We start from the raw sequence: 12,893 nt of genomic DNA, 5'->3' as shown, positions 1-12,893 counted from the left end.
CTACGCCTCCCGCAGCTCCACAGGCCCTTCGGCCTACGTCGGATTGCCGAGTCGACTCCCGTCGCACGACAGGTGTCGACCGGCTTTCCCGCTCCTACGCTGACGCTCATGACCGCCTCCGATACCCCGGCCGTGGGTGCCGACGTCCCCGCCATATCCCCACCCGACACCGACCACGACCACGACCACGACAGCGGTGGCGTCCTCGGGCGGCGCTACCGGGCGCTCACCCTCGGCATCGTGTCCGTCGTCTCACTCATCGCCTTCGAGGCGAGCGCGGTCAACACCGCCATGCCCGTCGCGGCCGAGGCGCTCGACGGGATCGAGCTCTACGCCTTCGCCTTCTCCGCCTTCTTCACGGCGAGCCTCTTCGCGATGACCCTGTCGGGGGAGTGGTGCGACCGCACCGGGCCGCTGGTGCCCCTCTTCACCGGCATCGCCGCCTTCGGCACGGGCCTGGTGATCGCGGGCTCGGCCGGGCGGATGTGGATGTTCGTGGCCGGGCGCGGGGTGCAGGGCATCGGCGCCGGGCTGGTGATCGTCGCGCTGTACGTGGTGGTCGGCCGGGCCTACCCGGAGCGGCTGCGGCCGGCCGTCATGGCGTCGTTCTCGGCGGCCTGGGTCGTGCCGGTGATCGTGGGGCCCCTGGTCGCGGGCACGGTCACCGAGCAGCTCGGCTGGCGCTGGGTGTTCCTGGCCATCCCGGTGCTGATCCTGCTGCCCCTCGCCGTGATGCTCCCGGCGCTGCGCGCCCTCCCCGCCGCCGCCCGCGAAGCGGCCCCCGGCCGCAGCCGCGTCGCCCTCGCCCTCGCCGTGGCCGTCGGCGCGGGACTGCTTCAGTACGCGGGCCAGGACCTCAAGGCCTGGTCCCTGCTGCCCGCCGCGGCCGGGCTCGCCCTCCTCGTCCCGTGCGTCCTGCGCCTGCTGCCCCCGGGCACCTTCCGCGCCGCGCGCGGGCTGCCGTCGGTCGTGCTGCTGCGCGGCATCGCGCAGGGCTCCTTCCTCGCCGCCGAGACCTTCGTCCCGCTGATGCTGGTGACCGAACGCGGGCTGTCCGCGACGATGGCCGGGCTCTCGCTCACCGGCGGCGGGCTGAGCTGGGCGCTCGCCTCCTTCACCCAGAGCCGCGGCCGCGCCGAGCCGCACCGCGAGCGGCTGATGAGCCTCGGCATGGCGCTGCTGGCGCTGGCCGTCGCGCTGCTGCCGACCGTGCTGATCGACGGGGTGCCGGTGTGGATGGTCGCCGTCTCCTGGGTGATCGGGGGCTACGGGATGGGGCTCACGATCTCCGGTGGTGCGGTGCTGCTGCTCAAGCTGTCGCGGCCCGGGGAGGAAGGGGCGAACTCCGCCTCGCTCCAGGTGTCGGACGCGCTCGGCAGTGTCGCGCTGGTCGGGGTGGCGGGTGTGCTGTTCGTCTCGTTCGGGGGCGGGTCGGTGACGGCGCATGAGGGTGTGGCGGCGCCGGCTGGTGCGTTCGTGGCCGTGTTCGTGTTGGGGGCGGTGTGTGCGTGTGTGGGGGCGGGAGTGGGTGCGCGGCTGAAGCCGCGGGGGTAGGTCGGGGGGGGCTCCGCCCCGGGCCCCCGGTCATCGATCGCCGGACGGGCTGAAAATTCAGCCCGTCCGGCGATCGAGGACACAGCGGGACGTGGCGGTGCCGCGGACGCGGGTAGGCTGACGCGGTTGCCGATCGCCGACCCAGCCGACGGAGACCGTGACTACCACCACCGCCAATCACCACCTTTCGCCCGCCTTCCCCGGCAGGGCCCCTTGGGGTACCGCCAACAAGCTGCGCGCCTGGCAGGAGGGCGCGATGGGGAAGTACGTACAGGAACAGCCGCGCGACTTCCTCGCCGTCGCCACCCCGGGCGCGGGCAAGACGACCTTCGCCCTCACTCTCGCCTCCTGGCTGCTGCACCACCACGTCGTCCAGCAGGTGACCGTGGTCGCGCCCACCGAGCACCTGAAGAAGCAGTGGGCCGAGGCCGCCGCCCGGATAGGCATCAAGCTCGACCCGGAGTACAGCGCCGGCCCCCTCGGCCGCGAGTACCACGGCGTCGCCGTCACCTACGCCGGTGTCGGTGTGCGGCCCATGCTCCACCGCAACCGCTGCGAGCAGCGCAAGACGCTCGTCATCCTCGACGAGATCCACCACGCCGGCGACTCCCGGTCCTGGGGCGAGGCGTGCCTGGAGGCGTTCGAGCCGGCCACCCGCCGGCTGTGCCTGACCGGCACGCCCTTCCGCTCCGACACCAACCCCATCCCCTTCGTCACGTACGAGGAGGGCAACGACGGCATCCGCCGCTCGTCCGCCGACTACACCTACGGCTACGGCAACGCGCTCGCCGATGGTGTCGTGCGGCCGGTCATCTTCCTCTCGTACAGCGGCAACATGCGCTGGCGCACCAAGGCGGGCGACGAGCTGGAGGCCCGGCTCGGCGAGCCCATGACCAAGGACGCCGTCTCGCAGGCCTGGCGCACCGCCCTGGACCCGCGCGGCGACTGGATGCCGAACGTGCTGCGCGCCGCCGACCAGCGGCTGACCGAGGTCCGCAAGGGCATCCCGGACGCCGGTGCCCTCGTCATCGCCGCCGACCAGGACTCCGCCCGCGCCTACGCCAAGCTGATCCGGGAGATCACCGGCGAGGCGGCCACGGTGGTCCTCTCCGACGACACCGGCGCCTCCCAGCGCATCGACGACTTCGCGGCCTCCGACGCCCGCTGGATGGTCGCCGTCCGCATGGTGTCCGAGGGCGTGGACGTGCCCCGCCTGGCCGTCGGCGTCTACGCGACGACGATCTCCACGCCGCTGTTCTTCGCCCAGGCCGTCGGGCGCTTCGTGCGCTCCCGCCGCCGTGGCGAGACCGCGTCCGTCTTCGTGCCCACCATCCCCACCCTGCTGACCTTCGCCAACGAGATGGAGGTCGAGCGCGACCACGTCCTCGACAAGCCGAAGAAGGACGGCGAGGAGGACCCCTACGCCGAGGAGGACAAGCTCCTCGCCGAGGCCGAGCGCCAGCAGGACGAGGACACCGGCGAGGACGACCAGCTCTCCTTCGAGGCGCTGGAGTCCGACGCGGTCTTCGACCGGGTGCTCTACGACGGTGCCGAGTTCGGCATGCAGGCGCACGCGGGCAGCCCCGAGGAGCAGGACTACCTCGGCATCCCGGGCCTGCTGGAGCCGGACCAGGTGCAGATGCTGCTCCAGAAGCGGCAGGCCCGGCAGATCGCGCACAGCCGCAAGCGGCCCGACGCGGAGGCCGACCTGCTCGAACTCCCCGCCGAGCGGCGGCCGGTGGTCACCCACAAGGAGATGCTGGAGCTGCGCAAGCAGCTCAACACCCTGGTCGGGGCGTATGTGCACCAGAGCGGCAAGCCGCACGGGGTGATCCACACCGAGCTGCGCCGGGTGTGCGGCGGGCCGCCGAGCGCGGAGGCCACGGCGGGGCAGCTGAACGAGCGGATCAACAAGGTCCGCGAGTGGGCCACCCGCATGAAGTAGGACGTGACGCGTTTTTCATCGCCGGACGGGCTGGATCTGCCCGTCCGGCGACGTCGTCCATGTGTCCGCATGCTGGGAACCCCTGCTCGATATCCGTGAATCAGCCGCACGCTGACCGGATTGTGGGCAGACTCTTCCGCTGAGCGGACCGGCTCGCTACCGTGCCGGTCACGCACACGCCCCGTGGCAGCGCCGCCGCGGAGCGCAGCCGGTGCCATGCGACCAAGCGGCCGGCGGCCTCTTGTCGCGCGCTGCCGGACGGGACCGGTGGCGCGAAACCCCCACCGGGACGAGAGCCCGCCACTCATCGGAGGAGGGCCTCGTGACCGCGGAGACCTCACAGACACTCGACCGGGGACTGCGCGTCCTCAAACTGCTCGCCGATACCGACCACGGCCTGACGGTCACCGAGCTGTCCATCAAGCTCGGCGTCAACCGCACGGTGGTCTACCGTCTGCTCGCCACGTTGGAGATGCACGCGCTGGTCCGCCGGGACATAGGCGGCCGGGCCAGAGTCGGGCTCGGTGTGCTGCGGCTCGGCCGCCAGGTGCACCCGCTCGTCCGGGAGGCGGCCCTGCCCGCCCTGCGCTCCCTGGCCGAGGACATAGGCGCCACCGCCCACCTCACGCTCGTCGACGGCACCGAGGCGCTCGCGGTCGCCGTCGTCGAACCGACGTGGACGGACTACCACGTGGCCTACCGCGCCGGGTTCCGGCATCCGCTGGACCGGGGCGCGGCCGGCCGGGCGATACTCGCCGCCCGCCGGGGCGAGGTCGACAGCCCCGGCTACATGCTCACCCACGGCGAACTGGAAGCCGGCGCGAGCGGGGCGGCCGCGCCGCTGCTCGGAGTGACCGGCATCGAGGGCAGCGTGGGCGTCGTCATGCTCGCCGACTCCGTACCCGCCCGGGTGGGCCCCCGGGTGATGGAAGCGGCGAAGGAGGTCGCGGACGCCTTGCGGTGACGCTGCCGCTGGGCTGTTCGGGATTCGGGTTCCCCGGCGGTCGGCGTCCGCCGGGCCGTCTGGCCGCCTGCGGCGGCGGGCGCCCTGCGGGCGCGTCCTCAAACGCCGGACGGGCTGGTCTCGGCTGAGCTCAGCCACGTCCGGCGATTGAGGACACCGCCGCGCACGTCGCGATCACGAGTGAACTAGATTCGCAGCATGCCAGCTGTGTCTCTCCTCGCTCGGTCGCGTGCCCGTACCCTCGCGGTCTGCGCGACGCTCGTCGTCGCCCTGCTCGCTGTCGCGGCGTTCGTGCCGTTGCCGTTCGCGATCGCGCAACCCGGCTCGACCGTGAACGTCCTCGGTTCCGAGGACCGCAAGCCCGTGATCAGCATCAGTGGTGCCGAGAGCCGTCGGACCAGCGGGCAGCTGCGCATGACCACCATCGTGGCCACCGGCCCGCAGGTGAAGGCGAGCCTGAGTGACGTCCTCGACAGCTGGTTCCGCTCCGACCGTGCCGTCATGCCGCGCGACTCCGTCTACCCGCCGGGCAAGTCGGACGAGGACGCCGAGAAGCACAACTTCGCCGAGATGGCGAAGTCGCAGGACAACGCCGCCCGGGCCGCGCTGCGCTATCTCAAGCGGTCCCCGAAGGACGTGAAGGTCGACCTCAGCCTCGCCCGCATCGGCGGGCCGAGCGCCGGGCTGTTCTTCGCGCTCGGCATCGTCGACAAGCTGGAGGGCGACGGGCGCGGCGGCGATCTCACCGGCGGCCGGACGGTCGCGGGCACCGGCACCATCGAGCCCGACGGCACGGTGGGTGCGGTCGGCGGTGTGGCGCTGAAGACGCAGGCCGCCAAGCGGGACGGGGCGACCGTCTTCCTCGTCCCGAAGGGCGAGTGCTCGGACGCCGACGGCCAGGTCCCGAGCGGACTGCAGCTGATCCCGGTGAGCGAGCTGAAGGACGCGGTGGCCTCGCTGCGTGCCCTGGCGGCCGGGCAGAAGGTCCCCAGCTGCTGACCGCAGCCGACAGCAGCCGACCGCCCAACGGCCTCCCGCGCCGTCCGGGCGTCACCCGCGTCACCCCTTCCTGATGAACCCCTCCTTGACCAGCCAGTCCTTGGCCACCTCGTGCGGGTCCTCCCCGTCCACGTCGACCTTCGCGTTCAGCTCCCGCGCCACGTCGTTCGTCAGCTTCGCCGTGATCGGATCGAGCACGTCCCTGATCGCCGGGTACTTCCGCATCGCCTTGCCGTTGATCTCCGGGGCGGCGTTGTAGTTGGGGAAGAAGTGCTTGTCGTCCTGCATCACCGCGAGGTTCATGGCCTTGATGCGGCCGTCGGTGGTGAACACCTCGCCGAACGTGCACGAGCCGCCGCCCGAGACCTGGGTGTAGATGATGCCGCCGTCCATCTTCTGGATGCGGGAGGCCGGGACGTTCATGCCGTAGGTCTTCGCCATGCCCGGCAGCCCGTCGTTGCGGGCCGCGAACTCGCTCTCCACGCACAGCGACACGGCCGACGGGTCCGACTTCGACAGCGCGGCGACGTCGGAGAGCGTCTTCGTCCCGTACTTCTTCTCGTTCGCCCGGTTCAGCGCCAGCGCGTAGGTGTTGTTGAGCGCGGCGGGCGCGAGCCAGACGATGCCGTTGCGTGCGTCCGCCTTCTGCACCGCCCGCCACTGCTCCCTCGGGTCCGTGATCGGCCTGTCGTGGCCGAGGTAGGTGATCCAGGCGGTGCCGGTGTACTCGTACATCCCGTCCGCGCCACCGGTCTTGACCGCCTCGCGGGCACCGATCGACCCCTGGATGTTGGTGCGGTCCAGGACGCTCGCGCCCGCCGCCTTGAAGGCGAGGCCCATGATCTGGCCGAGGATGATGTTCTCGCTGAAGTTCTTCGAGGTCACGGTCAGATCCGCGCCCTTGAGCGGCAGCCCCTGGCCGACCGATCCGGGCGCCACGTCGTCGACCATCGGCGAGCCGCTCGTCAGCCCGCAGCCGCCGAGCACGAAGGGGCCCAGCAGCGCGCCCGCGAGGGCCGCCGCCCAGACCGTGCGCGCCGCGCCGCCCCTGCGCGCCGCCCGCCCCGCCGTCACCTGCCGCCCTCCAGTCCGCGCGGCCGCAGCAGGAGCTCCGCCAGGGACGCCAGCCAGTCCACCAGCAGCGCCAGCGCCACCGTCAGCAACGACCCCAGCACCAGCACCGACATCCGCTGATTGGTGATGCCGGAGGCGATCAGATCGCCGAGCCCGCCGCCCCCGCCGAAGTACGCGAGGGTCGCCGTGCCCACGTTCAGGACGAGCGCGGTGCGCACCCCCGCGAGGATCAGCGGCACGGCCAGCGGCAGTTCGACCCTGCGCAGCACCCCGACCGGGGACATGCCGATGCCGCGCGCGGCCTCCACCAGCGTCGGGTCGATGGCCTTCAGACCCGCGACGGTGTTGGCGAGCACGGGCAGCACCGCGTACGCGATGATCCCGATCAGCGCGGCCCGGGTGCCGATGCCCAGCCAGATCACCAGCAGCGCCAGCAGGCCGATCGCGGGCGTGGCCTGGCCGATGTTGGCCACGCCCATCACCACGGGCGCCGCGGGCCGCAGCCTGCGGCGGGTCAGCAGGATGCCCAGCGGGATGGCGATGATCAGCACGAAGAAGGTGGAGACGACGGTGAGATAGATGTGCTGGCGCAGCCGCAGCCACACATTGCCGTTGTCGATGGAGTTGCGGGCGATGGAGTCGAGGTCGGCGCCGCGGAACCAGAGCCAGGTGGCGAGCAGCACCAGGGTCAAAGTGGCGGGCAGGAAGGTCAGCTTCTGCCACGTGATGCGGCGGCGTGGGGGAGCCGTGGCCGGGGCGGGCGGGGACTGCCCGTCGCGGCCGGGGCCGTCGAGGCCGGTGCCCGACGGCCCGTGCGGTCGCGGTCCGGCGCCGCCGCTCTCCTCGAGGTCGCGGAAGGCGATGCCCTGGACCTCGTGCTCGCCCGCGTGCCGCTCGCCCTCCGGCGGCGGCCCGTCCCCGCGCGTCACGGCGCCACCCGCGGGTGTGCCGGGTGTGCCGGGGCCCGCCTCATGCCCGTTCCCCCTGCCCGCCGGTCGTGCCCTCCTGCTCCTGCCGGGTCTGCTGGGCGCGCCGCTCCTCCAGTTCGTGCTGGTGCTCCACGGCGTCGAGCCGGTCCTCCTCCAGCAGTTGCTGGACGGAGTTCATGAGCGTCTCCATGTCCACCACGCCCTCGTACACCCCGCGCCGCCCGGTCACCGCCACCCGCCCGGTGTTGTCCGTCAGCACCGCCTCCAACGCGTCGCGCAACGTCGCGTCCCGGGTGACCGTGTCGTGCACGAGCGTGCCCGCCCGGGCCAGGGAGCCCTTGGCGCGCATCAGGTCGCCGCGCCGCAGCCATTTGTACGGGCGGTGGTGGCGGTCCAGCAGCAGCAGTTCGTTGGTCGTGCCGGAGCGGAGCTTGTCGAATATCGACTGGAGCGGGTCGTCGATGGTGGCGGTCGGGAAGTCCACCACCGGTACGTCCCGTACGCGGGTGAGGTTGAGCCGTTTGAGCGCCGCGCCGGCGCCGACGAAGCCGGAGACGAAGTCGTCGGCCGGGTTGGTGAGGATCGCCTCGGGGGTGTCGAACTGGGCGATGTGCGAGCGTTCGCGCAGCACCGCGATGCGGTCGCCGAGCTTGATGGCCTCGTCGAAGTCGTGGGTGACGAAGACGATCGTCTTGTGCAGCTCGTGCTGGAGCCGGATCAGCTCGTCCTGGAGGTGGTCGCGGGTGATCGGGTCGACCGCCCCGAACGGTTCGTCCATCAGGAGGACGGGCGGATCGGCGGCCAGCGCGCGGGCGACCCCGACGCGCTGCTGCTGGCCGCCGGAGAGCTGCCGGGGGTAGCGGCCCTGGAACTCGCCCGCGTCCAGGCCCACCAGGTCCAGCATCTCCTCCACCCGGGCGCTGATCCGCGCCTTCGACCAGCCCGTCATCCTCGGCACGAGCGCGATGTTCTGCGCGACGGTCATATGGGGGAACAGCCCGGAGGACTGGATCGCGTAGCCGATCTTGCGGCGGAGCTTCACCGGGTCCATGTCGGTGACGTCCTCGTCGTCGATCCGGATCCGGCCCGACGTCGGCTCGATCAGCCGGTTGATCATCTTCATCGTGGTGGTCTTGCCGCAGCCGGACGGGCCCACGAAGACCACCAGCTCACCCGCCTTGATCTCCATGTTCACGCAGTCCACGGCGGGGGTGGCGCTGCCCGGATAGCGCTTGGTGAGGTTCTCCAGCTGGATGGTGGCCCCGGACGGCTTCCGGCCGGCGGGGGACTGCCCCGCCCCGGCCGGTAGTGGTGCGGCGGGCGACTCAGGCACGGATCCCCCTCGGGATGGTCAGCCGGCCGATCAGGACGTACGCGGCGTCGAAGAGCAGCGCCAGGACGATGATGCCGAGCGTCCCGGCGAGCACCTGGTTGAGCGCGTTGGCGCTGCCCAGCGACGAGATGCCCCGGAAGATCTCATTGCCGAGGCCGGGCCCCGAGGCGTAGGCGGCGATCGCGGCGATGCCCATCAGCATCTGCGTGGAGACCCGGATGCCGGTGAGGATCGGCGGCCAGGCGAGCGGCAGCTCCACCCGGAACAGCCGGGCGGGCCGGGACATGCCGATGCCGGTCGCCGCGTCCACCAGCGAGGCGTCCACCCCGCGCAGACCGACGATCGCGTTGCGGACGATCGGCAGCAGCCCGTAGAGCGTCAGCGCCGTGACCGTGGGAGCCACCCCGAGGCCCGTGATCGGGATGAGCAGACCGATCAGCGCCAGGGAGGGGATGGTCAGGATCGTCGCGGTCGAGGTGACGGCGAGATTGCCGGCCCACTCGCTGCGGTAGGTGGCCACGCCGATCGCCACGCCGAGCAGGGTGGCGACGACCATGCACTGGAACACCGCGCTGGCGTGCTGGTACGTGTCCGCCAGCAACTGGGCGTGACGGTTGCCGACGTACTCCCAGAAGCTCACCCGCTCCTCCTCGCCGCAATGTCGCCGAGCCGGTCCTTCGTCCTCGAGTCCTCCGGGCCCTCGGTCCTGCGAGACTCCTCCGCTCCCTCAGTCCTCCGACGCCTGCTTGACCAGCGGGATGATCCGCAACGGCACCGCGTTCTCCATGACGATCGCTGTGGAGGCCCGCACAATGCCATCAAAACCCACAACCCGGTCGATCACCCGCTGGAGGTCGGCGTTCGAGCGGGCGACCAGACGGCAGAGCATGTCCCCGTGCCCGGTGGTGGTGTGCAGCTCCAGCACCTCGGGGACGGTCGCCAGATGGGTCCGCACGTCCGCGCCCTGGCCCTGCTTGATCTCCAGCGTCGCGAAGGCCGTCACCGGATAGCCGAGCGCCGCCGGGTCCACATCGGGGCCGAACCCCCGGATCACCCCCTGGGACTGCAATCTGTCCAGCCGCGCCTGCACGGTGCCGCGCGCCACGCCCAGGCGGCGCGAGGCCTCCAGAACGCCGATGCGCGGCTCCTCGGCGAGCAGCTCGATCAGGCTGCCGTCCAAACGATCGATCGCCATGGAACACCTCTCGTGGTCATCCTGTACAGAACGCCCGGTAACCCCGACCGGACTATGTACAGAATGCCCAGCGGAAACAGAAACTATTGCGCACCTTGTGGATCAGCGGGACGCTGCGACCATGACTCAGACCACAGATCACACCCCTCACACCGCACGGCAGGCCGACCCGTTCCCGGTCAAGGGAATGGACGCGGTGGTCTTCGCAGTCGGCAACGCCAAGCAGGCCGCCCACTACTACTCCACCGCCTTCGGCATGCGCCGCGTCGCCTACTCCGGCCCGGAGAACGGCAGCCGCGAGACGGCGAGCTACGTGCTGGAGTCCGGCGGCGCCCGCTTCGTCCTCACCTCCGTCATCAAGGCCACCACCGACCACGGTCGTTTCCTCGCCGACCACGTCGCCGAGCACGGTGACGGCGTCGTCGACCTCGCCATCGAGGTCCCGGACGCCCGCCACGCCTACGCCTACGCCCTGGAGCACGGCGCCACCGGCCTGGAGGAGCCGCACGAGCTGACCGACGAGCACGGCACCGTCGTCGTCGCGGCCATCGCCACCTACGGCCAGACCCGCCACACCCTGGTCGAGCGCGCCGGCTACACCGGCCCCTACCTCCCCGGCTTCGTCGCCGCCGAGCCCATCGTGGAGCCCGGCCCGCGCCGCTTCCAGGCCATCGACCACTGTGTGGGCAACGTCGAACTCGGCAAGATGGACGAGTGGGTCGCCTTCTACAACAACGTCATGGCCTTCACCAACATGAAGGAGTTCGTGGGCGACGACATCGCCACCGAGTACTCCGCGCTCATGTCGAAGGTCGTCGCGGACGGCACCCGCAAGGTGAAGTTCCCGCTCAACGAGCCGGCCATCGCCAAGAAGAAGTCCCAGATCGACGAATACCTGGAGTTCTACAACGGACCCGGCGTCCAGCACATCGCCCTCGCCACCAACGACATCGTCGCGTCCGTACGGGCCATGCGCGCGGCCGGCGTGCAGTTCCTCGACACCCCCGACTCGTACTACGACACCCTCGGCGAGTGGGCCGGCGAGACCCGCGTCCCCGTCGAGACGCTGCGCGAGCTGAAGATCCTCGTCGACCGCGACGAGGACGGCTATCTGCTGCAGATCTTCACCAAGCCGGTCCAGGACCGCCCCACCGTCTTCTTCGAGATGATCGAGCGGCACGGCTCCATGGGCTTCGGCAAGGGCAACTTCAAGGCGCTGTTCGAGGCCATCGAGCGGGAGCAGGAGAAGCGGGGGAACCTCTAGCCGGTTCGGGGGCACCGGCCGCGCTGCGCGCGGTGTCCTCAATCGCCGGACGGGCTTGAAAACCAAGCCCGTCCGGCGACCCCGGACCGGGGGCCGGGGCGGAGCCCCGGTTATGGGAAGGGGCGGGTAGGGGAAGGAACTCCCCATGGGCGAACTGATCAAGCTGCTCCACCAAGGCCTTCCCGGCGAAGCCGTGCTCACCGATCCCGACGTCATACGCGCGTACGCCAACGACATGGCGAGCTTCTGCGAAGCCGGCACCCCCGCTGTCGTCGTGCTGCCGCGCACCGTCGAGCAGGTGCGGCACGTCATGCGGACCGCGACCGCGCTGCGCGTCCCCGTCGTCCCGCAAGGGGCCCGCACGGGGCTGTCCGGCGCGGCCAACGCCAGCGACGGCTGCATCGTGCTCTCGCTCGTCAAGATGGACCGGATCATCGAGATCAACCCGGTCGACCGGGTCGCGGTCGTCGAGCCGGGGGTCGTCAACGCCGTCCTCTCCCGTGCCGTCGCCGAGCAGGGCCTCTACTATCCGCCGGACCCCTCCAGTTGGGAACAGTGCACCATCGGCGGCAACATCGGCACCGCCTCCGGCGGCCTGTGCTGCGTGAAGTACGGGGTCACCGCCGAGTACGTCCTCGGCCTCGACGTCGTCCTCGCCGACGGGCGGCTGATGAGCACCGGCCGCCGCACCGCCAAGGGCGTCGCGGGCTACGACCTCACCCGGCTCTTCGTCGGCTCCGAGGGCAGCCTCGGCATCGTCGTCAAGGCGGTCCTGGCGCTCAAGCCCGCACCGCCCGAACAGCGGGTGCTGGCCGCCGAGTTCCCCTCCGCCGCCGCGGCCTGCGCGGCCGTCTGCGCCATCATGGCCCGCGGCCACGCGCCCTCACTGCTGGAGCTGATGGACGGCACGTCCGTCCGCGCCGTCAACGCGATGACGCGCATGGGCCTGCCCGACACCACCGAAGCCCTGCTGCTCGCCGCCTTCGACACCCCCGACCCGGCCCCGGACCTCGCGGCCGTCGCCGAACTGTGCACCGCCGCCGGGGCCACCGAGGTCGTCCCCGCCGACGCCGCCGGGGCCACCGAGGTCGTCCCGCCGACTCCGCCGCCGAGTCCGACCTCCTCCTCCAGGCCCGCCGGATGACCCTGCCCGCCCTGGAGACCCTGCGGCCCGCCACGATGATCGACGACGTCTGCGTGCCGCGCTCCCGGCTCGCCGACATGCTCGACGGCACCGCGGCCATCGCCGAGAAGTACGCCCTCACCATCGGCGTCTGCGCGCACGCCGGTGACGGCAACACCCACCCCGTCGTCTGCTTCGACCCCGCCGACCCCGACGAGGCGCGCCGCGCCCGCGAGTCCTTCGACGAGATCATGGCCCTCGGCCTGGAGCTGGGCGGCACGATCACCGGCGAGCACGGTGTGGGCGTGCTGAAGAAGGAGTGGCTGGCCCGGGAACTCGGCCCGGTGGGGCTGGAGATGCAGCGGGGCATCAAGGCGGTCTTCGACCCGCTCGGCCTGCTCAACCCGGGCAAGGTCCTGGACCTCTGACCGCCGGGCGGGCTCGATTCGAGCCCGCCCGGCGATTGAGGACAGAGCACAGCAGCCCGTCCGGCGTTCGAGGACACCGCCGCGC

At 71.5% G+C, this 12,893-nt stretch carries 10 protein-coding genes and 1 pseudogene; 6 read left to right on the top strand and 5 right to left on the bottom strand.

Translation table 11 applies throughout. The annotated features are described in order from the left end of the window. The first annotated feature begins 108 nt into the window (after nt 1-108). From JO379_RS12930 to JO379_RS12915, 4 genes are all read left to right on the top strand, one after another. Nucleotides 109-1,554 (top strand): MFS transporter, encoded by a 1,446-nt coding sequence (locus tag JO379_RS12930; RefSeq protein ID WP_209515024.1) that lies wholly within the window; start codon nt 109-111, stop codon nt 1,552-1,554. A gap of 157 nt (nt 1,555-1,711) precedes the next feature. Further along, on the top strand, nt 1,712-3,499 hold the full coding sequence (locus tag JO379_RS12925) for a DEAD/DEAH box helicase (RefSeq protein WP_130878057.1): 1,788 nt from the start codon (nt 1,712-1,714) through the stop codon (nt 3,497-3,499). A gap of 322 nt (nt 3,500-3,821) precedes the next feature. Beyond that, nucleotides 3,822-4,463, top strand: coding sequence for an IclR family transcriptional regulator (locus JO379_RS12920; RefSeq protein ID WP_130878056.1), 642 nt, complete (start codon nt 3,822-3,824; stop codon nt 4,461-4,463). A 198-nt stretch (nt 4,464-4,661) separates the two neighbouring features. After that, nucleotides 4,662-5,462 carry a YlbL family protein gene (locus JO379_RS12915; protein WP_209515022.1) on the top strand — a complete coding sequence of 267 codons (801 nt, stop codon included), beginning with the start codon at nt 4,662-4,664 and terminating at the stop codon, nt 5,460-5,462. Between the two features lie 60 nt (nt 5,463-5,522). On the opposite strand, the gene JO379_RS12910 is transcribed toward JO379_RS12915, so the two are convergent. The 5 genes from JO379_RS12910 to JO379_RS12890 form a co-directional block, all read right to left on the bottom strand. Beyond that, nucleotides 5,523-6,464: a glycine betaine ABC transporter substrate-binding protein gene (locus tag JO379_RS12910; protein WP_245382073.1), complete on the bottom strand. Its 942-nt coding sequence runs from the start codon at nt 6,462-6,464 to the stop codon at nt 5,523-5,525. 68 nt (nt 6,465-6,532) lie between these two features. Next, on the bottom strand, nt 6,533-7,465 hold the full coding sequence (locus tag JO379_RS12905) for an ABC transporter permease (RefSeq protein ID WP_130878054.1): 933 nt from the start codon (nt 7,463-7,465) through the stop codon (nt 6,533-6,535). A gap of 40 nt (nt 7,466-7,505) precedes the next feature. Next, a complete protein-coding gene (locus JO379_RS12900) occupies nt 7,506-8,720 on the bottom strand; it encodes an ABC transporter ATP-binding protein (protein WP_242626080.1) in 1,215 nt (404 codons plus the stop codon). A gap of 70 nt (nt 8,721-8,790) precedes the next feature. After that, a complete protein-coding gene (locus JO379_RS12895) occupies nt 8,791-9,438 on the bottom strand; it encodes an ABC transporter permease (protein ID WP_130878052.1) in 648 nt (215 codons plus the stop codon). 87 nt (nt 9,439-9,525) lie between these two features. After that, the gene (locus JO379_RS12890) at nt 9,526-9,993 is read right to left on the bottom strand and encodes an Lrp/AsnC family transcriptional regulator (RefSeq protein ID WP_130878051.1); all 468 of its coding nucleotides are present in this window, start codon (nt 9,991-9,993) and stop codon (nt 9,526-9,528) included. Between the two features lie 121 nt (nt 9,994-10,114). Here JO379_RS12890 and hppD point away from each other — a divergent pair, with 121 nt between their 5' ends. Both hppD and JO379_RS33675 read left to right on the top strand, forming a co-directional pair. After that, the gene (gene hppD / locus JO379_RS12885) at nt 10,115-11,257 is read left to right on the top strand and encodes a 4-hydroxyphenylpyruvate dioxygenase (protein WP_130878050.1); all 1,143 of its coding nucleotides are present in this window, start codon (nt 10,115-10,117) and stop codon (nt 11,255-11,257) included. Nucleotides 11,258-11,402: 145 nt separating this feature from the next. Continuing rightward, nucleotides 11,403-12,808: pseudogene (locus tag JO379_RS33675) on the top strand (FAD-binding oxidoreductase). Nucleotides 12,809-12,893: the final 85 nt, after the last annotated feature.

Origin of the sequence: Streptomyces syringium, from assembly GCF_017876625.1 — a bacterium.
Classification (GTDB): Bacteria; Actinomycetota; Actinomycetes; order Streptomycetales; family Streptomycetaceae; genus Streptomyces; species Streptomyces syringius.
The sequence above is the reverse complement of the archived record's forward strand: the minus strand, read 5'-3'. Positions and strand labels throughout refer to the sequence as shown.